20 protein-coding genes and 1 riboswitch are annotated in these 21,792 nt (G+C 50.1%); of the genes, 9 read left to right on the top strand and 11 right to left on the bottom strand.

Annotation, left to right across the window (positions count from 1 at the left end; genetic code table 11):
• Nucleotides 1–69: 69 nt before the first annotated feature.
• The 4 genes from ACHA8N_RS06110 to ACHA8N_RS06095 form a co-directional block, all read right to left on the bottom strand.
• Nucleotides 70–540 (bottom strand): NUDIX domain-containing protein, encoded by a 471-nt coding sequence (locus ACHA8N_RS06110; protein WP_393965096.1) that lies wholly within the window; start codon nucleotides 538–540, stop codon nucleotides 70–72.
• 328 nt (nucleotides 541–868) lie between these two features.
• A complete protein-coding gene (parC, locus tag ACHA8N_RS06105; RefSeq protein ID WP_393965095.1) occupies nucleotides 869–3,274 on the bottom strand; it encodes a DNA topoisomerase IV subunit A in 2,406 nt (801 codons plus the stop codon).
• A gap of 1 nt (nucleotide 3,275) precedes the next feature.
• Nucleotides 3,276–5,237, bottom strand: coding sequence for a DNA topoisomerase IV subunit B (gene parE / locus ACHA8N_RS06100; RefSeq protein ID WP_026832880.1), 1,962 nt, complete (start codon nucleotides 5,235–5,237; stop codon nucleotides 3,276–3,278).
• 167 nt (nucleotides 5,238–5,404) lie between these two features.
• Nucleotides 5,405–5,806 carry a CoA-binding protein gene (locus ACHA8N_RS06095; RefSeq protein WP_012370464.1) on the bottom strand — a complete coding sequence of 134 codons (402 nt, stop codon included), beginning with the start codon at nucleotides 5,804–5,806 and terminating at the stop codon, nucleotides 5,405–5,407.
• 446 nt (nucleotides 5,807–6,252) lie between these two features.
• Between ACHA8N_RS06095 and ACHA8N_RS06090 the strand changes: the two genes are divergently transcribed.
• From ACHA8N_RS06090 to ACHA8N_RS06060, 7 genes are all read left to right on the top strand, one after another.
• Nucleotides 6,253–7,293, top strand: coding sequence for a tyrosine-type recombinase/integrase (locus ACHA8N_RS06090; RefSeq protein WP_393965094.1), 1,041 nt, complete (start codon nucleotides 6,253–6,255; stop codon nucleotides 7,291–7,293).
• A gap of 41 nt (nucleotides 7,294–7,334) precedes the next feature.
• A complete protein-coding gene (locus tag ACHA8N_RS06085) occupies nucleotides 7,335–9,965 on the top strand; it encodes a DEAD/DEAH box helicase (RefSeq protein ID WP_393965093.1) in 2,631 nt (876 codons plus the stop codon).
• 349 nt (nucleotides 9,966–10,314) lie between these two features.
• Nucleotides 10,315–10,992: a 50S ribosomal protein L25/general stress protein Ctc gene (locus ACHA8N_RS06080; RefSeq protein WP_393965092.1), complete on the top strand. Its 678-nt coding sequence runs from the start codon at nucleotides 10,315–10,317 to the stop codon at nucleotides 10,990–10,992.
• A gap of 90 nt (nucleotides 10,993–11,082) precedes the next feature.
• Nucleotides 11,083–11,182, top strand: a riboswitch (TPP riboswitch).
• Nucleotides 11,183–11,287: 105 nt separating this feature from the next.
• On the top strand, nucleotides 11,288–11,863 hold the full coding sequence (locus tag ACHA8N_RS06075; protein WP_026832884.1) for an ECF transporter S component: 576 nt from the start codon (nucleotides 11,288–11,290) through the stop codon (nucleotides 11,861–11,863).
• Nucleotides 11,860–13,419, top strand: a complete 1,560-nt coding sequence (locus tag ACHA8N_RS06070; protein ID WP_393965091.1) for an ABC transporter ATP-binding protein — start codon at nucleotides 11,860–11,862, stop codon at nucleotides 13,417–13,419. The genes ACHA8N_RS06075 and ACHA8N_RS06070 overlap by 4 nt, the downstream gene beginning before the upstream one ends.
• Nucleotides 13,385–14,110: an energy-coupling factor transporter transmembrane component T family protein gene (locus ACHA8N_RS06065; protein WP_167498337.1), complete on the top strand. Its 726-nt coding sequence runs from the start codon at nucleotides 13,385–13,387 to the stop codon at nucleotides 14,108–14,110. The genes ACHA8N_RS06070 and ACHA8N_RS06065 overlap by 35 nt, the downstream gene beginning before the upstream one ends.
• Before the next feature lie 78 nt (nucleotides 14,111–14,188).
• The gene (locus tag ACHA8N_RS06060; protein WP_393965090.1) at nucleotides 14,189–15,229 is read left to right on the top strand and encodes an NAD(P)/FAD-dependent oxidoreductase; all 1,041 of its coding nucleotides are present in this window, start codon (nucleotides 14,189–14,191) and stop codon (nucleotides 15,227–15,229) included.
• Between the two features lie 77 nt (nucleotides 15,230–15,306).
• On the opposite strand, the gene ACHA8N_RS06055 is transcribed toward ACHA8N_RS06060, so the two are convergent.
• Nucleotides 15,307–16,125, bottom strand: a complete 819-nt coding sequence (locus tag ACHA8N_RS06055; RefSeq protein WP_393965089.1) for an alpha/beta fold hydrolase — start codon at nucleotides 16,123–16,125, stop codon at nucleotides 15,307–15,309.
• Between the two features lie 167 nt (nucleotides 16,126–16,292).
• Here ACHA8N_RS06055 and ACHA8N_RS06050 point away from each other — a divergent pair, with 167 nt between their 5' ends.
• Both ACHA8N_RS06050 and ACHA8N_RS06045 read left to right on the top strand, forming a co-directional pair.
• Nucleotides 16,293–17,537: a hypothetical protein gene (locus ACHA8N_RS06050; RefSeq protein ID WP_393965088.1), complete on the top strand. Its 1,245-nt coding sequence runs from the start codon at nucleotides 16,293–16,295 to the stop codon at nucleotides 17,535–17,537.
• 2 nt (nucleotides 17,538–17,539) lie between these two features.
• Nucleotides 17,540–18,763, top strand: a complete 1,224-nt coding sequence (locus ACHA8N_RS06045; protein WP_393965087.1) for a hypothetical protein — start codon at nucleotides 17,540–17,542, stop codon at nucleotides 18,761–18,763.
• A 1-nt stretch (nucleotide 18,764) separates the two neighbouring features.
• On the opposite strand, the gene ACHA8N_RS06040 is transcribed toward ACHA8N_RS06045, so the two are convergent.
• From ACHA8N_RS06040 to ACHA8N_RS06015, 6 genes are all read right to left on the bottom strand, one after another.
• Nucleotides 18,765–18,995: a hypothetical protein gene (locus ACHA8N_RS06040; protein WP_147511102.1), complete on the bottom strand. Its 231-nt coding sequence runs from the start codon at nucleotides 18,993–18,995 to the stop codon at nucleotides 18,765–18,767.
• Between the two features lie 113 nt (nucleotides 18,996–19,108).
• On the bottom strand, nucleotides 19,109–19,432 hold the full coding sequence (locus ACHA8N_RS06035; RefSeq protein WP_028106201.1) for an antibiotic biosynthesis monooxygenase: 324 nt from the start codon (nucleotides 19,430–19,432) through the stop codon (nucleotides 19,109–19,111).
• Nucleotides 19,433–19,504: 72 nt separating this feature from the next.
• Nucleotides 19,505–20,116, bottom strand: coding sequence for a hypothetical protein (locus tag ACHA8N_RS06030; RefSeq protein ID WP_393965086.1), 612 nt, complete (start codon nucleotides 20,114–20,116; stop codon nucleotides 19,505–19,507).
• A complete protein-coding gene (locus ACHA8N_RS06025; protein ID WP_393965085.1) occupies nucleotides 20,113–20,565 on the bottom strand; it encodes a GNAT family N-acetyltransferase in 453 nt (150 codons plus the stop codon). The genes ACHA8N_RS06030 and ACHA8N_RS06025 overlap by 4 nt, the downstream gene beginning before the upstream one ends.
• A 16-nt stretch (nucleotides 20,566–20,581) precedes the next feature.
• Nucleotides 20,582–21,295 carry a nucleotidyltransferase domain-containing protein gene (locus ACHA8N_RS06020; protein WP_393965084.1) on the bottom strand — a complete coding sequence of 238 codons (714 nt, stop codon included), beginning with the start codon at nucleotides 21,293–21,295 and terminating at the stop codon, nucleotides 20,582–20,584.
• Nucleotides 21,288–21,770, bottom strand: a complete 483-nt coding sequence (locus tag ACHA8N_RS06015; RefSeq protein ID WP_147511106.1) for a hypothetical protein — start codon at nucleotides 21,768–21,770, stop codon at nucleotides 21,288–21,290. The genes ACHA8N_RS06020 and ACHA8N_RS06015 overlap by 8 nt, the downstream gene beginning before the upstream one ends.
• Nucleotides 21,771–21,792 lie beyond the last annotated feature (22 nt).

Below are 21,792 nucleotides of genomic sequence, written 5' to 3'. Positions count from 1 at the left end.
TAGTTAATAAACATCGTCTCATAATTAAGGTAAACTCAATATAGTGAGACAAAACAAAAAAACACGGGGTTAACCGTGTTTTCGGCAATCGTAATGATGTGTCCGTTCCAATCGATTCATCAAGCGATCCAAGAAAATATGATGTCGGCGTTCGAGCTGTGTGATGCGTTCCAGCGGCAACCACGCGAAATGGAAAAAATCACCGCAATCTTGACCGTCACCAGCAACACAATGCGTCCAACGATTTTCCTGACATTCTATATGAGCATGATAGAAATACGTGTAATGAACCCGCATTCGTTCCGGATACCGCATTTCCTCTTCGCCGACGTATTGGACGGTTGCTAATGAGAGACCACTTTCTTCCAACGTTTCCCGTACAGCCGCTTCTTTGGCGATTTCAGCATCTTCGATGGTACCGGCAGGAATTTGCCAATCACTGTCTGGAGCTGATTGCGGATGAAATACAAGTAGTTCCCATCCCTCTGGTTGTTCCCGTGTGATATAGATTGCTACTTTTTCGCGTCTTCTGAATTTCATCTTCATCACCTCTCCAGTTCGGCAGATTGCACAAAAGCAGCCGGGGAACATGTCCGTAGCTGCTTGATGAAAGAGATATAAGCTAAAGCTCCGAACTGCCCGCTCCACGTTTTTGTGGCGATCATGCCTTGACCATTTTCTTTTATTGTAGCGGTTATCGACAATCGTTTCAATTTGTAAACGACTGAATTGCTGATAATTCGAAGAAAAGTCTGAAAAAGATGCCGGAATGGGCGCTGGAAAGCCAGAAACGAACAGCAATCGGCGAGTTTTCACCCAATTGAACAAAAAAAGATGCCCCTCGTTTAAAATGAGGGGCATCTGACCATCAAACGGTATACCAATCGATCAAGGCACCGAATTTCTCTTCATCGTACGCAAATGAGCCGTTCGACAAGCGATCCAGATAAGACAAGGATTGGATTTGAATCGTCTTTTCTTGCTCTTTTCCGATCAAGATGACTTCTTTTGCTTGGGTGACATCAATCAAGGCCGCAACTTGGTGAGGTTTTGATTTTAAATCACGCAGCAGTTGCGTCCCGCGTAAGGCGCGATTCGACACTTGGAACTGGTCGGCAAGCCGCATTTTCTTCAGTGCACCCCGCTGCGTCAAGAGGACGATGTTCGGCGCTTGTTTGAAGCCAATCGCCCCTGCGACGACATCTTGGTCCCGCAGATTGATCGCTTTCACACCAGCCGCCCGGACACCTACGACCGGGACATCGTCTTCCGTGAACCAGAGACCAAATCCATGCTGGGTCGTTAAGAACAATTGCTCTTGTCCGGTAGAAACCTTCGCATACAAGACTTCGTCATCAGACCGTAAACGGACACCTTGGAGGGGTTTTGATTTCCGCTGGGCGTTGTAATCACTCAGCTTCGAGCGTTTGACCATTCCTTGGCGCGTGACGAACAGGCAGTGTGATGTTTCATCAAACGTCCGGACGAGATCGACGGATAAAATCCGGTCGCCCGGATCAAGCGGAACGAGATTGGCGACGTGTTGTCCCCCGTCCTTCCACTTCGTATCCGGCAACTGGTGGACCGGAATCAAGAGATAGTTCCCTTGAACCGTCCAAACGATGACATGATCCGTCGTCATGGCTTGTCCTTGATACAGCAGGCGATCCTGCTCTTTCATCTCCGGCAAGTCGTTGGTCGCTCCGAATGAACGCATCGAAGACCGCTTGATATAGCCGTTTTTCGAGACGAAGACCATCGTTTCTTCGACCGCGATCATGACTTCCGTCTTCAGTTTCAACTCTTCGACTTCCGCTTCGACCGTTGATCGTCTGGCGTCAGCCACCTGTTCTTTCAAGACGGTCAGTTCTTTGATGATCAACCGATTTCGCGTTTTTTCGTCGTTGAGAATCTTTTCGAGACGGGTGATTTCTTTTTCGAGCTTCGCGGCTTCGTCCTGTAATTCAACGATATCGGTGTTCGTTAACCGGTACAACTGAAGCATGACGACAGCTTCCGCTTGGCGGTCCGTGAACTGGAACCGCTCGATCAGTTTGTCTTTTGCTTCCGATTTGTTGGATGCGGAACGAATCAAAGCAAGTGTCTCATCGAGGACAGAAATCGCCGTCATCAAAGCAGAGACAACCTCTTGGCGGCGTTTCGCCTGCTCAAGATCAAATGTCGTGCGTCGGATGACCACATCCTTGACGTGGCTGAGATAGGCGTCAAGTAAGGCCAGAACGCCCATCTGACGCGGTGTCCGCTCGTGAATCGCCACCATGTTGTAGTTGTAGGCGATTTGCAGATCGGTCTGCTTCAAGTAGAAATGGAGCACTCCTTCGGCATCCGCTTCTTTTTTCAGTTCGATGACGACACGGAGTCCGTCACGGTCCGTCTCATCGCGGACTTCCGCCACTCCTTCGACTTTGCGGTCGAGGCGGAGTTCTTCCATCCGTTTGACGAGGTTGGCTTTGTTGACTTCATACGGCAGTTCCGTGATGATGATTTGCTGGCGTCCGCCGCGTAACGTTTCGATCGTCGCCCGTGAGCGGATGATGACTTTCCCACGACCGGTTTCGAACGCTTTTTTGATCCCGTCAAGCCCTTGGACGACACCGCCGGTCGGGAAATCAGGACCTTGCATATGCGTCAGTAAATCATCGACGGTATGCACCGTTCCAGAGATTCGGCCAATTGCCGCGTCCAACACTTCACCGGCATGGTGCGGCGGGATTTCCGTCGCATAACCGGCCGAAATCCCCGTCGAACCGTTCATCAGAAGGTTCGGTAAGAGGGACGGCAATACAAGTGGCTCCTCTGTCGTATCATCAAAGTTCAATGTGTAATCAACGGTCTGTTTATTGATACCGTCGAGGATCAAGCTCGAGACTTTCGATAAACGGGCTTCCGTATACCGCATCGCAGCCGCACTGTCGCCGTCGATCGAGCCGTTGTTTCCTTGCATGTCGACTAACGGATACCGGAGTTTCCACTCCTGACTCAGACGGACCATCGCTTCATACACCGATGAATCGCCGTGCGGGTGGTAGTTACCGATGACGACGCCGACCGTTTTGGCGGATTTTCGGTAGGCGCGGTCAAACAAGTTGCCTTCCGTATGCATCGCGTACAAGATACGGCGTTGCACCGGTTTCAACCCGTCGCGGGCGTCCGGTAAGGCCCGGTCTTGGATGATGTATTTCGAATAACGTCCGAACCGGTCCCCGACGACTTGCTCGAGGGACAGGTTGAGGATGTTTTGCAGGTTAGACATATCAGTTCACACTCTCTTTCGTCACATGTTCATTTTCAATGATCGAGAGGTCTTCCGTCAGCCCAAACGCTACATTGTCTTCAATCCAGCTTCGGCGGTGTCCGACGTTATCGCCCATCAGGACAGATACACGTTTTTCAGCGACAGCTGCATCATCGATCGTGACACGAATCAACGTCCGTGTATCGGGATCCATCGTCGTTTCCCAAAGTTGCGGTGCATTCATCTCACCCAGTCCTTTGTAACGCTGGATCATATACCCTTTGCCGAACTTTTTCGTTGTTTTAGCAAGGGTTTCTTCGTCCCAGACGTACTCGAACTTCTCGGATTTGCCCTTCCCTTTGGAGACGCGGTAGAGCGGTGGCAAGGCGACGAAAACTTTTCCGGCATCAATCAACGGACGCATGTAACGGAAGAAGAACGTCAATAACAAGACTTGAATATGCGCCCCGTCGGTATCGGCATCCGTCATGATGATGACTTTGTCGAAGTTGCAATCGGACAGGTCAAAGTCTGCTCCGACGCCGCTCCCGATCGCATGGATGATCATATTGATCTCTTCATTTTTCATGATATCCGCGAGCTTCGCTTTTTCCGTGTTCAGGACTTTCCCGCGTAACGGTAAAATCGCTTGGAACGTCCGGTTACGGCCCTGTTTCGCTGAACCACCGGCAGAATCCCCCTCGACGAGGAATAATTCGTTTTTCTCGGCGTTTTTTGACGCGGCCGGTGTCAATTTCCCGTTCAGGATGCTCGAACGTTTCTTTTTCTTGCCGTTCCGGGCTTCTTCGCGGGCTTTACGCGCTGCTTCCCGGGCCTGAGCGGCACGGATCGCTTTTTTGATCAGGAGTGTCGCCGTTTGCGGGTTTTCCTCGAGATACGTCGACAAGCGGCGTGTAATGACGGCGTCACAGCTCGTCCGGGCTTCCGGAGAACCAAGTTTTGATTTCGTTTGTCCTTCGAACTGCAGGAATTCTTCCGGAATCCGAATGGACACGATCATCGTCAACCCTTCGCGGATATCGTTGCCGTCGAGGTTTTTATCTTTTTCCTTAAGCAGCGTGTTTTTGCGGGCGTACTCATTCATTACCCGTGTCATCGCTGTTTTGGCACCGACTTCGTGGGTTCCGCCGTCCCGTGTCCGGACGTTGTTGACGAACGACAGGACGTTTTCCGAATAGGCATCCGTGAACTGGAACGCGATATCGACTTCGATGTCATTTTCCGTTCCTTCAAAGGCGACTGTCGGATGTAATGTATCTTTGTCGTCATTTAAATAGCCGACGAATTCGCTGACTCCGTCTTCGTATTGGAACGTGTCCGCTTTTTCCGACCGTTCATCGGTCAGTGTGATTTTCAGACCTTTCAGCAGGAAGGCCGATTCACGCAGACGTTCCGCCAACGTATCGTAATTGTATGTCAACGTGCTGAAGATTTTTCCGTCCGGTTTGAAATAGACGCTTGTTCCTTTTTGACGGGTCGTTCCCGTTTCAAGCAAGGTCGTTTTCGGAATTCCCCCGTCTTCGAATGTTTGCTCAAACTGTTTCCCATCGCGGTAAATCGTGACTTTTAACTGCGTCGACAGAGCGTTGACAACAGATGCCCCGACACCGTGCAGTCCGCCCGATGTTTTATAACCGCCTTGACCAAATTTCCCGCCGGCATGAAGCACTGTGAAGATGACTTCTGCCGTCGGTTTTCCGGAAGCGTGCATCCCGGTCGGCATACCGCGTCCGTGGTCACGCACGGTAATTGCATTATCTTTATGGATGATGACATCAATCTGTTCCCCGAATCCGGCTAGTGCCTCGTCAATCGCATTATCAACGATCTCATACACCAAATGGTGAAGTCCGCGATGATCGGTCGAGCCGATATACATACCCGGGCGCTTCCGGACTGCTTCGAGTCCTTCGAGCACCTGTATGGCATCATCATTATAATTGTTTAAATCTGTCGCCATGTTTTTCACCTCAAATAGAAAAACGTCGAATATTCCAAACGTTCGTTCGTTTTTCTAGTAGTCTGTATCTAATTGTAGGCATCTTCTTGCTATCTGACAAGGATAATCTAGAAAACAAGAAAAAAAGACACCTACTGTCAAGGAGTAGATGTCTGGTTGAATCACGATCACAAGTACTGGTGTTCAATTTTAATACAACGATTTTCGATGTATGGAATACCGGCTCCGAGTGCTAAACTTTCCGCTTCGACACTCGATAATCCAAGTTGGTTCCAAATCATGCCGACGTCACCGTGTGCGACGGCATCTTTTGCGACATCCGCCAGAAATTCCGAACGGCGGAAGACATCGACGATATCGATGTGTCCCGGGATGCTAGCGACACTCGGATACACTTTCTGACCATTCCATTCGTTTAAGGTCGGATTAACCGGAATGACTTCGTAACCATGTTGAACCAGGTAGTCCGCAATCCAATTGGCCGTTTTGCCAGAGTCGCTTGAAACACCGACGACCGCAATTCGTTTTGCGTCTTTTAATAACTTACGCGCTTGTTGATCTGAAATCATGTCATGTCCCCCTCGTGTTAAATACAAGATAGTCTTAGACTATATACCCCATTCGATTTGGATTAAGCCTCGAATCGGGAACATTCACAACGTCCGAAACCGGGAATTCACCAAAACGTCCTGTGTGAAATCGAGACGACCAACTCCCTGTTGGAAGGGAGTTCACTGCAACTGAGAGCGAATTCGAAACTTTCGATTTGTTCACGTTATTCGGTTTACATAATACTATTATTGTCTTTTTGATTATTGAAAAGTATTGTTTGATTATTGAAAAGGATTGTTTGATCATTTGCATCGAGTCGAATGGTTACCTGTCTCGACTAATTTCGCTGCAACTGAGCGCTCCCTGTCTGACAATTTAACGTTGCGTGAAATAACTATTTCACGCAAACTAGTGTACCGTCTACCAACGTTTGGTATAGTAGTAACAGAGAGGGGATAGAATGATGAGTTTGTTTAAAAACCTAGGAAAAACCGTAAAACCGATACCTCTTCCCGCCCACACGACGGATCTTCCGGGATATGTCCGGATGCCGGATTTCATCCGGTCTTATATCGACCATTTGGCGTCGAAGAATTTCTCGAAAGCGACGATGCGGCGGTACGTCTATGATTTTGATTCGTTTTTTCAGTTCGTCGCGGAAGCGTCGGGAGAAGCAATTCAGGCGCGGGATATCACGCAGGACGCGTTTCTTGAAATTGACGGGTCCGGGATTGCCGCTTATGCGGAATACTTAGCGTTAACAAAACAAAATGCCCCTAGTGTTATCAATCGGAAACTGTCAGCACTTCAATCCCTGTTCCGGCATTTGATCGATATCGGTGTCCTTTCGGAAAATCCGGTCGCAAAAATCAATCGTCCGAAACAGGCGAAGCGGGATCCGGTTTACTTAACGAAACGCGAATGGGACGAACTGATGCAGCTGTTGCCGTCGAACGTCGAGATGAATGCCCGGGAAGCCGCGCATTATGAGCGGGATCGCGTTCGGGACGTCACGTTGTTTCAGTTGCTCGGGTACAGCGGGATGCGGCTCAGTGAAATGACGCAATTGACTTGGAGTGCCATCGATTTTCACGAAGGGACGATTCGGGTCATCGGGAAAGGCAACAAGGAACGGGTCATTCCGCTTGCGAAGCCGGTCCGGGTCGCCTTACGGAAATACGCCGCGCATTACAGTCTGACGATGCGGGGAGCAGAACCGATTTTTCAGAAACAAGGCAAATCGCTCAGTCCCCGGGCGGTCCAACATATCTTAAAGCGCCACGTCGACCGTCTGCGTCCTGTTTTGCCGTTTTTGGAGCGGAAACAGATCACGCCGCACAAATTACGGCATACATTCGCGACGCGCCTGGCGACCGGCGGGGTCGATGTCTTGACGATTCAACAATTGCTCGGACACGAGTCGGTTGCGACGACGCAGGTCTATGCCCATATCGGTGATCAAGAGAAAAAACGGGCAATTGAATTATTTGATAGTGAACGATAATTGTATTATGTCACCTACATCCTAAGGAAAGGAGCAACGGGATGAATTATGGACTAAGTGAACGAAAAATCAAACAAATGTCGGATACCTATGCTTTCCGTCGTGGCAAACGGTATGTCGCCGCTAAAAAAGTCACGTTGCGAAACTATCAATCCGGTGACTTGCTCGTCGAAGCCGCTGTTCAAGGCGAAGACCTGTTCACTGTCACCGTCCGCGTCAAGGAACACGGTGTGGATGCCGGCTGCAACTGTCCGTCACTTGCGATGGATCAATCATTTTGCGGACATATCGTCGCCGTGTTGCTAGCGATGCATCATGTGCAAGTCTACGGCACACCCGGTGGAAATCAATCATTGATCCGTCCGTTTGCGACAACGCGGCAGACCGAAGATGCTGCGGTGAGAGCTTATTTGCAAACATTAAGTAAAACGGAACGGGCAAAAATCAGGTTTGATGTCAGCGGTTCGGCGATTGTGATGGAAAGCATCACGGCGCAACAACGTTTTATCATCAGTCCCATGTATTTTGACCGACTTTTGCAAAGGCGTGACCACTTACGGAATCTTGCCGACATCTGGCTCAGTCTCCCGCTTAAACAACGGCTCGTCAGTGGTCCGCCGACGGTCGAGCTGGCGCTGGACCGGGAAGCTGGTGGACTTGAACTGCTTGTGATGTTTAGCTATCAAGGGGTTCGGATCAATCCATTACAAGAGACAGACCGGCTCGGGCGCGATGGATCGCTCGAAGGGGCCGTCCTCCGCTACGTGACGGAGAGTGGTTTCCTGGAGCGGAACGGTCGCTATCGTTTAGAGGAAGAAGCGGCGGAATATCAATTTCTGAAAGGTTTGCTCGATTCCCGTGTCGTTTACGGTGAACTCGTCGTTCAAGTGACGGAAAGTATCCGCCAATCCTTACCGAACGGACCGTTTCATCCGCGGATTGATGTCGACACGACGGACCGCCTGGATTGGTTAACCTTCCGCTTTTCCATGGACGGGATTCCGGAAATGGAACTGAAACAGGTCTTGCAGTCGCTTGTCACCCGGAAAACGTATCACCGGTTAAAGAACGGTCAGTTTGTCTCGTTTGAGACCCGGGCGTTTGAACAGTTGCAACGCGTCTTTCGACAACTCGAAGCAGCAGAGCAGGATCAACTTGAAGCGGTGTTGCGCGCGCCGGCTCTGCCGAACCTCAAACATCTGGTCGGTGCCTCCTTCTTGCATGTCCATAAGCAATTAACAGAACGATGGCTCGAGCTGAAAAATGGAACAGGAGTCTACCTGAACTTCCCGGAAGTACTCGACCGCCACTTGTATCCATATCAGCGGGCAGGGATCCAGTTCATGGCGAATCTCGCCGGACATGACGGGCACGGGATTTTAGCGGATGAGATGGGACTCGGGAAAACGATTCAGGCGATTGGGTATCTTGAGACGCTGCCGCCGGGTCGGGTCTTGATTGTCGCCCCGGCCTCCCTGCTCCATAACTGGCAGGCGGAACTCACGCGATTTGCCCCGACGAGAACGGTCCATCTGTTGACCGGAGCGCGGAAGCACCGCTTGGACCAAATCGAGACAGTACCAGCGGACGGGATTTTTCTGATTTCCTATCCGGCGTTACGAGCTGACATAGAGGCGCACCAGACTGTCGAATACGACGTCGTCATTTTCGATGAGGCACAACATCTGAAGAATCCGGCGTCACAAACCGCTGTCCGCTTGCGCCGTCTTCGGGCGAAACGTCGGTTTGCCTTGACCGGAACGCCGCTTGAAAACCGGACCGATGATCTCTGGTCGATTTTTCGGGTCATCTTCCCTTCCTTGCTGCCGGACTTACAAACGTTTCAAACGTGGTCGCATGACGAGATCAAACGATTCATCCGACCGTTTTTGATGCGGCGGACCAAAGATGAGGTGTTGCAGGATTTACCGAAGAAGCAGATTGTCCATCACTATACAGACCTTGGTCCGACACAGAAAAAGCTTTATGCCTCCTACTTATCTAAACTGCAACTGGAAACGTTGCGTCATTTGGATGAAACGAAACGTGAGGACCGGATCAAGTTGCTCGCCGGTTTGACCCGCTTACGGCAGATTTGTTGTGATCCGGCGTTGTTTGTCGAAGATTATACAGGCGAATCCACAAAACTCGAACGTCTGCTGACGTTAATCGAGGGAAAATTAGCCGCCGGACACCGGATCCTGATTTTTTCCCAGTATACGAAGATGCTGGCTCGGATTCGGGAACGACTGGCAGCACGACAACGTGCCCACTTTCTACTGACGGGTGAGACACCGGTTGAGGATCGGGTCGCACTGTGTGACCGGTTTAATGCCGGTGAAGTCGATCTCTTCCTGATTTCCTTGAAGGCCGGCGGGACCGGTCTGAATCTGGCGACGGCAGATACCGTCATTTTATACGACAGTTGGTGGAATCCGGCCGTCGAGCAACAAGCGGCTGATCGGGCTCATCGATTGGGACAGCAGTCGCCGGTCGAAGTGATCAAGCTATTGATGACCGGGACGATCGAGGAAAAGATGGCGGAATTACAAGATCGCAAAGCGACGATGATTGATGCCGTCCTATCGGATCAGAAGCCGGATGTTTTAACGATTCGTGAACTCGTTCGTCTGCTCGATCCCCCCTCTTTTGTCGATTCAGCAGGTGATTAACCACACAAATCAAAGAAAATCTTAAAAAAATGAAGGACCTTCAATCCGTTGTCTATCAACAGGTTTGAAGGTCTTTCGACAATCAAATTCAGAAAAAAGGTTTTAAGTTTTGAAAGACAGGGGTATATCTACATTAGCACCGTACAATACGGTCGCTTTTCAATTATTGTTTCTCAATATCAGCGTAATGACCTGGGAGAGAAATGCTACTTACTCACTTCGTTTTTCATTTCTGAATGAAATCCAGTTGAACTAGCATTTAGCGCATGAATTTCTGTTGGAACCTATTGTTCCACTCCTACATTCATTACCTTTTGAGGGCTATACCAAATTCAAGGGGGAAATGAACATGTCAGTAACATTAAAAGTAGAAGAACGCGAAGTACGCCCACGCTCACTTAGAAAGCAATTACGTCATGAAGGAAAAGCTCTTGGTGTCGTGTATGGCTACAAAGTGGAAAGCACACCGATTTCATTCGACGAAAAAGAATTGGTCAAAGTTGTCCGTGATCACGGCGAAAACGTCTTGGTTGCTCTTCAAATCGGCGGTAAAAAGGTCAACACGTTGATCAACAAACTCGATATGGACATCTTTACACCAACAATCAAACACGTTGAATTCATCGCTGTTAAAATGGATGAAGAAACAGAAGTCGAGACGGATATCGTCCTCGTCGGCGAAGCAGCTGGCGCGAAACTTGGCGGATTCCTTTCACAAACACTCTTTAAAGTAACAGTTGCCGCAACACCAGATAAATTACCGGAACGCATCGAAGTGGATGTAACGGAACTTGCAATAGGAGATTCGATTACAGTCGCTGATCTTCCGGAAGAAAAAGATTTCCGTGTCGTCACAGAAGGTGACATCCAAGTTGCAGCGGTCGTTGAATCGACACTTGAAGCTGAACTTGAAGAAATCGAAGAAGCAGAAGCTGAGGCACAAGCGGCTGATGCGGATACAACGACAGACGATTCAGAACAAACTTCTGAAGAGCAAGCTGAAGAAAACAAAGAAGGTAAAGAGTAATCTTTTCTCCCCTCCCCTCGTGGAGGGTTTTTTATGCATATTGACAAGTCGCGGCGACAGCCGTACAGTGAAGAAGGTATACATCATTAACACATCCACTAGGGGAGCCCATTCGGCTGAGACGATTTACTTCGGACCCTTTGAACCTGATCTAGTTCATACTAGCGTAGGAAAGTGGAGCGGAATCCTCGTGCTCTTTTTCTGCATCCTGCAGGTTACACGACCGCTCTCTTTTCATAGAGGGCGGTCTTTTTTGTGGTTTCTTTGTGGATGTGCATTCAAAGGAGAAGTGATTATGAACAGTTGGAAAATGAAAGAAATCATCGTCATGATGATGCTCGCCGTGGCTTGTGGTGTCCTCTACTTAGGGTGGTCGACGTTATGGTTGCCGATCTCGGCCATCTTCGGACCGGTCGGAGCAAACTGGATGTTCGGCATCTGGGTCATCGCCAGTCCCCTTGTCGCCTACATCATTCAAAAACCAGGCGCGGCATTGATTGCAGAAGTCGTCGCCGCTGCCGTCGAATTGTTTACGGGGAGTCACTTCGGTTTATCGGCGCTGTTGATTGGATTTGCACAGGGAATCGGAGCCGAGATTGCCTTTGCCGTGTTCGGCTACCGGACATTTAATACGTTCACCTTGATGTTGTCCGGTGTCTTTGCCGCCGTCGGAAGTATGGTCTACAGCCTCATCGTGAATGGATTTGCCTATTATACGACGACGACACTGCTGTTGACGTTTTCTCTGCAACTCGTCAGCGGAGCATTGCTCGGTGGATTGCTTGCAAAACTAATCGTCGACGCGCTCGTTAAAACCGGGACACTGAACGGTTATGCGATCGGACGGCAACGGAAGCAGCGTGCCGCATGATGCAGTGCGCGCACCTGTCCGTCCGTTATCCAGACCAGGATTCCGCGGTCTTACACGACTTGACGATTACGATCCAAAAAGGAGAAACGACCTTACTCGTCGGTCCAAGCGGCAGTGGCAAGACGACCTTTTTACACGTTCTTGCCGGTCTGTTGCCGGACACGATTGAAGCAGATGTCACCGGTCAATGGTCGACCGAGGGAGCGGTCGGGATTTTGTTCCAACAGCCGGACGATCAGTTTTGTATGCAGACGGTCGGAGCGGAAATCGCCTTTAGTCTCGAGAATCGGCAGATCGCTCGCAGTGAGATGGAGGAACGCATCCAGTTGCTGCTGGCGCGAGTCGGACTTGATCTTGCCTTGACGACACCGATTGCCGAATTGTCCGGTGGGATGAAGCAACGGCTCGCGTTGGCCTGTGTCCTCGCCCTTGAACCGGATATCTTATTACTGGACGAACCGACGGCACAACTCGACCCGAGTGGTCAACGGACGATGATGCATCTGATTGAAGAATTGCATCATGATCCTGACTTGACGCTCGTTCTGATCGAACATCAGCTCGATCAGTGCGTGACGTTTGCCGACCGGGTACTTGTCTTTGAAAGTGGTCGCTTGTTGCTTGATGGCACGCCATATGACGTGTTTCATCAACAGCGGGACGTCATGACGGCGCTTGACATTGCGATGCCGCTCCTCTACCCCTACGGACTTGAGACCTTACCGGAACTGTCCGGACAAGCCTGTCATCTGAAGAAACGTCCGGTTGAACGTCGAGCGGTTGGAACGGAGCGGACATTTGAGCTGACGCGTGTCCGTGTCAAACGAGGGAAACGGACGATTCTTAACGATTTTTCATGGACGGCCTTTTCCGGTCAATGGATCATGCTCGTCGGACGCAACGGGGCTGGAAAAAGCACGGTCCTTGAGACACTGGCAAAATTGCTTCCGTCCCAAGGCGATATCCGCTTATTCGACACCCCGCTTCGGAGATGGTCGGACCGGACGTATTATCAACAAGTCGGCTTTGTTTTTCAACAACCGGACTTCCAGTTTCTTAAACAGACGGTCACGGACGAACTTGCCATCAGCTGTGCCGTCTTTGATCCGGAACGGGTCCAGACAGCCTTGTGTCACTATCGACTGACCGATGTCGCCGATCAGTCTCCCCTCGCGCTCAGTCTCGGACAAAAAAGACGGTTGAGTGTCGCAACGATGTTACTGGAACGAAAAGCTGTTTTGTTGCTCGATGAACCGACCTTTGGACAAGACGCTGAGACGACGGCACACATCATCGACGTGTTGCATCAAGCCCGGGAGGCAGGAACGACCGTGATCATGGTGACGCACGACATGGAGCTGGTCCACCGTTACGCCGACCGTGTTGTCGTCATCGGCGAGGAGCGTGTCCAGTTTGACGGGACGCCGCTGGAGTTGTTTCAGGAAGAAGCACTTTTGGAACAAAACCAACTGTTCCGTCCGGTATCGTTTCTGTATCAACGACTTGAGGAGGTGAAACACCGTGCAGGAAAACGACACACCGCTCGCGCGTATTAATCCGGCAGTCAAGCTCGGCACGCTCCTCTATGTGATGGTGTTGCTGATTACGACGTCGAGTCTGCAGGTGACGTTTGCCTTATCAGTACTTGCTGCCGTCGGGGTCTGCAGTTCCGGTTGGCGTTTGCGGACGCTCCTTCTGCGCTTGGTTCCCTATGGTCTCTTGTTTTTGTTGACGTTTTGGATGATGGCGGCGTTTGGCAAAGGCAGCACCGAACTTTGGACGTTCGGCTGGTTTCGGATTACGGAAGAAAGTCTCGATCATGCCTGGTTGATTGCGACCCGGATGCTCGCTTTTGTCTTCTTGAGCTTGACGTTCGTTGCGACGACCGATCCGACACGGTTCGTCATGAGTCTGATTCATCAGTGCCGCCTGCCGGTTCGTCTGGCCTACGGTTTTTTAGCCGGTCTTCGCTTCATTCCGATCTTTCGGCAAGCGATCCGGACCATTCGTCAAGCCCGGCGTGTCCGCCGGCAACGGTCGATTTGGCCCTGGCAAACGTTTTTTGACATCAGTCTGCCGCTCTTTACGACGAGCATCATCCGGTCGGAACAGATTGCGATTGCGATGGAAGCGCGTCAGTTCCAAACGAACCGGACGTATTATGTCCGACCAATCGTCACCCGCTTCGATCTGTTGTTTTTTGGTCTCGTCAGCAGCATCGCGACGTCGCTTCGTCTTTTTGTCTGACCGGCGGGAGATTACTTCCCGCTACATCAGGGAAATACCATCTCAGGTGTAAAGAAATCAAAAAAGTGGGTGAACGTCGTGAAACGAATCATTTTAGTAGGTGCGGGTCATGCGCATTTAGAATGTATTAAACAAGGCAGTCATCCGGATGTCGACTGGATCGTCATCAATCCTTCACGTTATCAATATTATTCCGGGATGTTCTCGGGTTTGGCGGACGGGACCTATACGCTCGATGAGACCCGGATTGATGTCAAAGCGTTGTGTGAGCGCCACGGGAAGACGTGGATCGAGGACCGGGTCACTCGGATTGACGCAGCGAATAAACAGGTGATATGCCAGTCCGGACAGATTCTGTCGTATGACATCGTGTCGTGTAACATCGGCTCGCGTGACTGGGAGATTGCCGGTGCACCGCGTGTGACGATAAAACCGAACTACCGGATTGATCAAGCGCTCGAGGTGTTCAGGAATGCCGTTTCCCCTGTCATCGTCGGCAGTGGCGCGGCTGCAGTCGAGATGGCGGCGTCTTTTCGGTCCGCCGGCAGTCCGGTGACGCTGATTCACGAGGAACCCTTGCTCGCAGGTCATCCGGCTGGTCCGAAGGTTGCGAAACGGCTTGATCAACTGGGCGTCAAACGAATCGTCGATCGGTTTGATACGCTGGAAGGTCAAACGGCGTGGTTACAATCCGGTCAGTCGCTCGAGACGGATGCCCTGTTATTTTTAGGCGGTGCCCGTGCGAGCAAACTGTTTCAAGAATCGGATTTGTACTGTGACGCGCGGGGTTTCCTGCTCGTCCATGAGACATTGCAGGCACTGGAGGATCCGTCGATCTTTGCCGTCGGTGACTGTGCGACGCTGACCGCGTATCCGGACACACCGAAAAACGGGGTGACGGCCGTTCGCCAGGCACCGGTCTTGTTGACAAACCTACTTCGGTTCGTGAATCAAGAGCGCCTGATGACGTTTCGACCACAACGGCGTTATTTGACGATCCTGGCCCTCGGCAGTAAACAAGCGACATTACTGTACGGGCGTCATCATCAGACCAATCATCTCAGCTGGTGCCTCAAACAATGGATTGACGAGCGATTTATCAAGAAGTATACAAACTAAATCTTGCTGATGAAACGAACAAAACCCCATCTGCTTCTCCCGGAGGAAAAGCAGATGGGGTTTTGTATCCTTTACAGTTAGACCGTTTGGTTTGATTTGACGTATGAAACCAGTGTTTCCGTGAATTTTTCACGTTCGTCGAGGAACATCCCGTGTCCGCTCTCTTCAAATACTTCGAGGCGTGAACCTGTAATGTTTTCGTGCATGACTTCCGCGAATTCAAACGGGCAGACTTGGTCTTTTTTACCGTGCATGATAAGCGTATCCACCGTAATCTTCGGCAGACCGTCGCGTAAATCTTCATCACGTAAGGCAATCGCCGATTGGATCGTTCCGTGAGACGAAGCGACGACACTCAAATTATGGAACCATTGTTGAAGCGGCTCCGGATGTTCTTTCGCAAAGAAGATTTCCCCGAATCCTTTCAGCATCGACGGACGATCTTGCTTCGTATCTTCGATCAACGCATCGACTTCGTCTTTTGTCATCCCGTACGGGTAACCGTCGCGTTGTGTGAAGACCGGCGCTGCCGCTCCTGCGAGAACCAGTTTCGAGACTTTCGACTCGCCGTGGTTCAAGAGATATTTCAAGGCGATGCCGCCGCCCATCGAGAAACCGAGCAAGGTGACGTTCGTCAACTGCAATTGTTCGATGACTTGGTTGATGTCGGAAGCCATCGTTGTGTAATCATATCCGCTGGCTGGTGCGTCTGATTTTCCGTAGCCCCGGTAATCGACGCCGATATAGCGGTATCCTTCTTCAAGAAGGCGGTTTTTCTGATATTCGAACATATTATTGTTTGCTGGCCATCCGTGTAATAGAACAACCGGTTGTCCTGATCCGATATCTTCTACATAAATCTTCGTTCCATCGACTGCTTGAATAAATGTACCCATTTCTGAAAAACCCCCATTGAATTAATAGTGTTGTTTCCGTGCACAATTAGAAGATACCCCATTGATGCATAAAACTAACATCTTAACGTTAAAAGGTTTTCAATTTTGAAATTTATTGGAAATAAAACGAGACATACATGGTAAAATATTGTTAAAAGAATGAAGAGGTGAGGATCATCAAAAGACGGATACTCAGCATCAGTCTCGTCAGCAGTCTGTTCCTGACGGGATGCGGATCAGAACAATTATTGCAGTTAGAACGCAATCCGAATTACTGGGAAGCTATCAACTTTTCAGATGAGTTATTTGAACCGGTGCCTAAAAAACAGTCGGCTTATCTGTTAAAAATATGCGAAAACACAAAAAAGGCCGCTTCCCTGCCGAAACAATACCGAACGCTTGGTGAATATGGACTTTACTTCAACTTAGAACAAGTTGGCACGTATACCCCGCCGATTGAATTGCAATACATCGCGACAGGAGACACATACTACTTAACGTGTCGTTCACCAAAAACAAATCAGCTGACGGCGCATCCGATTCAATTAAAAAACCATCCTTGGTTGAAACCAACCTCCGGTCAGGAGCGTTCACCAATCAAAGAACCGGTTTTAACCGTCCGTACATATAACAAAGCAGAAAAACGAAAAGCCGAGGCTGTGGATGTGTCACAGCACGTACAACGTCTGTCCATCGAGTTTCCGGTAACAGGACAGCTCGTGTTTTCGGAAAAAGACGAAGACGGTCAACAGCAATCCCTTTTTGGATTACCGGCATCGTTTTTCCAACCGAAACTTGAGCTGTCGTTCGAAAAGACGACGGATGGTCTGCCGTCCACGACATATGCACTGATGATCAAGTCAGATCAGTACTTTAATCAAGAAGACATCGTCAAAAGCATCGGTGAACACTCTGTTGATTTGACCTATCACCGGCTTCCCGACGTCTTACGGGCAAACAAGACGATTCCGTACGTGACATTCCGGTCGAAAGACGCGGAAAAGCCGCTGAATAAGACGATTTCTCTGCGTTATGAGACAAAAGTAAAAGACATTCGTGTCCGCGGCTTTAACGGGATCGGAAATGATAATAAAGAAATCCATGGATTCCTGCATTCGAACGATGCTGCGCTTAAGGAAGGAAACTTCCGGCAGCTGTCTCTGTTACCGGACAAACTGGCGAAACGGATCTCGAATGATTTAAAGGGAGTGACGCTTGAAAAAGTCCAAGGAAAGCGGGCGGATATCCGGTATATGACGTTGATTCAAAACGGCAAAAGCCAATCGTTCGAACTATATTTAAAAGCACGCGCCAAGAAAACGGATATCTATGTCAAAGATACAAAAACGAAAAAAACAGCGAAACTGTCCGGCGAAGTCGCAGCCAATCTCCTGACAGAAGTGGAGGAATAATGATGCGTCAACTGATTCCTGTAGTGATTGGAGCCGTCTTGTTAAGCGGATGTAGTCCGGACGCAAAACCAATCGAGTACACTTACTTACCGGAAGTGTACGACACGTTGAACCTGACGGACCTCAAGGAGGATGATCCGAAGCTTGGTGCCCTCATCAAACAGGTGTGTGCGACCAAACGAGTGGCTCCTCCGAAGAATTATGCAGTCGGCAAACAATATTTCGTTAATCTCGTCAGCCAGTTCCCGGAATCGATGGGTGAGCAAGCCGTCTATTTGAAAACGAAACAGGATCGCTTCTTGTATTGCCACGATTCTGTGTCAAAACCCGGGTATCACAAGTTGACTCCAAAACAGGACCGCTTCTCCTCAAAACATCTGGTCACCCCTCAAAATCAGGTGGCGTTTCACCCGTTGTCTTCTAACTTCGAGGAAAGTATTCGCATATCCGGCAGATCCTTGATGAAATCGGCGCGCGAACTGACGGTCCCGACAACCGGTTACCTCGTCGTCCGGGCAACAAATGAACAAACGAAGCAGACGGTCGTCACGAACATCATGGAGCTGACACCGTTTGTCGGGACCGTCCCGCTTGTCCTTGAATCAAATTTTCAAATTCAAGAACCGTACGAAGTCCAGCTGAACCTGATGGGACAAATCCGTTATCGCGCGTCGATCCATTCGTCGAAAGAGCAAAGTACGATCCAGTTCAAGGAGGGATCGCATACAGACGGCACTTACGGTACGGTCACGGTCAAAGAAAAAAGCGGAAAGACGACCCGCTACAAGCTGACGGTTAAGCAGGAGCGGCAACTCCCCTCTGGTCTTGACATACCGCCGGACGAGCTTTACGATGCGGACTATTCTTTACCGCGTTTCGCCATCTTCCATGACCGACCATTCGGAAAGCTGAAATTTGAAGCGGACAGAGGTCTAAATCAGGCAGATCCCTTCCCGCTCGAGGGTTATATCGAGACGTCACTCGAAGAATCAAAACAGTTGGTCCGGTTGATTGAGGACAGTGAAGAGACGAAGCGGAAAGGACAGTTGGCCAAGCGGAAGTATTTGACGTTACTGAACAAGGGGAAGGCGCAACAGTTTAAGATTTATCTCGACCGGCGAGTTAAAAAAACCGATGTCTATCTCGAAGATGTTCACCGAAAGATCAGTTTTAAGCTATCTGCTGTCGGACGCGACTTGTTACTGGAGACCTATCACATCAAATAACTTAAAACACCAGATGTTCGACGGCGTAGATGACCCCGCAAAACAAGATGAAGGCGATCCCTTCGTGCAACCACTCTTCGCGCGTCAAGCGTTCCCGTAAAAAAGACGCACAGGTAATCAACAGTACAAAAAAGTACAGGTAGACAAAAGCGCCGGACAAGAAAAAACCGATGATGAAAATCATGCCGAACAAGACCGTCAAACCCGAAACGATGCCTTTACGTGTTGTCATCTTCCGTCACCTCGGATTTCAGTGGTTTTGTACTTTTTACCCGCTTTTAAGCCATTCCATTCCAACGAAAAAGACCCGCTTTTTTTCCTGAGTCAGGAAGAAAGCGGGTTAATTCATGCGTGCGTATGATCGGCGACGACGGCATATTCCGTGACAGCGTTCGACAGGACAAGCGGCTTGACTTCCGATGTCCCCTCGTCCCGTTTTTTATGAACCCCTTTATACGCTTGACTGGCTTGCCAGGCATGGAAGTGCTCCTGTTTTTCCCACGTCGTCATAATCGTGACGACATCGTGTTCCTCTTGACTGAGGTCGACCAATACCTGCATCCGGACGAACCCTTCCATCTGTTCAATCCCTTTTGTTGTTTGAAAACGTGCCGCGACTTGATCGGCTTTCCCGTTTTGCACACGTAATTGATTCATCACAATCCACATCATAACGTCCCCCTTTTTTACGATTGCTTTCAGTATAACGGATGGGCCAGTTTCCCTCCCACCCGGACGTCTTCAATCAAGCGTATTCGACAAACGGCGTGCCTGTTCGTGTCCATCCGCATCGATGGCATGGATGTCAAAAAACAACGACCGCGGAAAAGCTTCCGGCAACGGTTGAATCGTATGGAAATGATCTTTCCGGTTGATGTCAAATGTCCGCGTGATGCCTGTGAGCGGCAACGTCTGCTCCTGTTCGCCGTTTGATGTGACTTTATACGGATCAAACGTCAATTGCTGCATCGTCTGTGACGGATTTTCACCATAGGCGACAAGATACCGTTTTTGATCCACTTCCAGCAACCGTCCCTCAAACCAGTCGGTCGGTTGCGGTGCTTGACGAATCAGATGGACGACACGATAGGTCGCATCCGTTTGTTTTAAAACAAGCAAAAACTGCACTTTTGCCGTCTTGACGAAAGCAATCGTGTGCCTGTCACCGAGCGGTTCGATCCAGTAAACTTGTTTGGTTGAGAACGGAATCGTTTCCGGTTGCTGCTTCATAACGTCGACCAGCGTTTGAGGGGTCACACCGTAAGCGTCGGGCTGCGCCGTCTGTTTCAATGGTGAAATCAGCAAACCGACGAGACAGGTGATGGCGAAGAATAACCCAATTCGTTGTTTCATGCCGAACCGGAAGACGGAACAAAGTGTTTGACGAGTGTGTACTGCGCAGAACCCGGTGGATAGTCGGGAATCACACCGGTCGTCTCGTATCCGTGTTTTTGATAAAAGGCATAGGCCTGAAAAGAAAAGGTCGTCACAAGCACCCGTTCAACCCCTGATTGACGGGCCAGCTGTTCAATCCGGTGCAACAGTTGGCTGCCGAGACCTTGTGCGCGTAAGTTGTCCGGGAGATAAAGAAACTCCACCTCGAGCCACCCCCAATAGATTTCGCCGTAAATACCTCCGACGATCTGCTCGTCATCAAATACCATCACATGAACGGGACGAACCGCGGTACGGCGTTTTTCGGCATGGTACGGAGAATGTTCGTCATTGTACGTGCGGATTTTTTCTTGAAGAAACGTTTTGTAGGGACCGGATTCTTCCGTTCCCTCTTGAATGGTCAGCATCCGCGTCTCCCCCTTCTCATTTCCCGATTGAAAAGCCATCAAAGTAACGGCCGCCGTGTTGATCCAGCCAGCGTTCAACGAGCCGGATGACGGCTTGTTTTTGATCCAGTCGGAAATAGTCTTCAAATGCAGTCGTCAGCTGAACCGCTTCAGACGGATCGACGGCTGCCAAGCTCCGGATCAGCCATTTGCCTTGTCCGGTCCAGTGACCACGTGCCCGCAGATAAAACTGCGTCGCTTGTTCCAGTAAACGCGACGCAATCCCGAGTCCTTCCGTCCGGTCTGTTACACCGATGAAGTCATCCAGTACATCCGTCAGAAAATAACGGGCCTGGTTGGCTTCATTTGCTGAAAATACCGGTGGACCAGCCAACAACTCTGTCTCTGCCTGGTGTTTCAGTGTCGTCAGGACAGGATGATCCCGAAGAATCATCCCTTCCGCCATCATCCTTTGCATCGACGGGCGTCCCCGTTTTTTGTCCTGCTGAAAGAAGGCCAGCACCGTCGTACTGGAATGGATAAAGGCTTCGACGGGATAACCGTCCGCGATAAACGATTCCCGGTATGAGGACGGGACCGTCTCATCGATGATGACAAGATCCAAATCTGATGTGGCGGTAGCTTGACCGCGGACAAAACTACCGGCGAGCACTGCCGCGTCACAGTTCGGATAACGCGTCGCGATGACGGCGCGTGCCGCCAAGAGCGCCTCTTGCAACCGGTCACTCATGGGTTTGATCCAACAGCATCGTGTGATCCGAAGCGAAGACCGCCAGTTCGTCCCCCGGCACAGCGACGATTGAGACGAGTCCTTCCTGCGGTAATTTCATATCGATTGTCCATGATTCGTAATAAGTGTCAGAACCGTTGATGACAAGTGTTTTACCGGAGCTGAACGTCAGGAACAGGTGCGGTGCGGCCTTGCCGATGCGGACGGCGATGATGCGTTCGGTATGTAATCGGACAATCAGTTGCAGCATCTCTTCTTTTGGCATATGACGGACAACCCAGTCCTTGGTCGATTCGACGTCGCCGTAATACAGACGATCGGTTTCGATCCGAATCGAGATGTCGGGAATCGTCGCATCATATAGATTAATCAGTTCGATGCTTGTAAATCCGGTTAGGTGGAGAGTAGCGATTTGTGTTCCTGTCAAATAAGTGGAAACGAGCTTACGGGCGAGTTGATGATCTTCCTTGTTCATAATTACACCTCTTTGTAAAATA

The sequence above is a fragment of the Exiguobacterium sp. S22-S28 genome (assembly GCF_043359615.1).
GTDB lineage: Bacteria > Bacillota > Bacilli > Exiguobacteriales > Exiguobacteriaceae > Exiguobacterium_A.
This window is presented reverse-complemented; position numbering and strand designations above follow the sequence as displayed.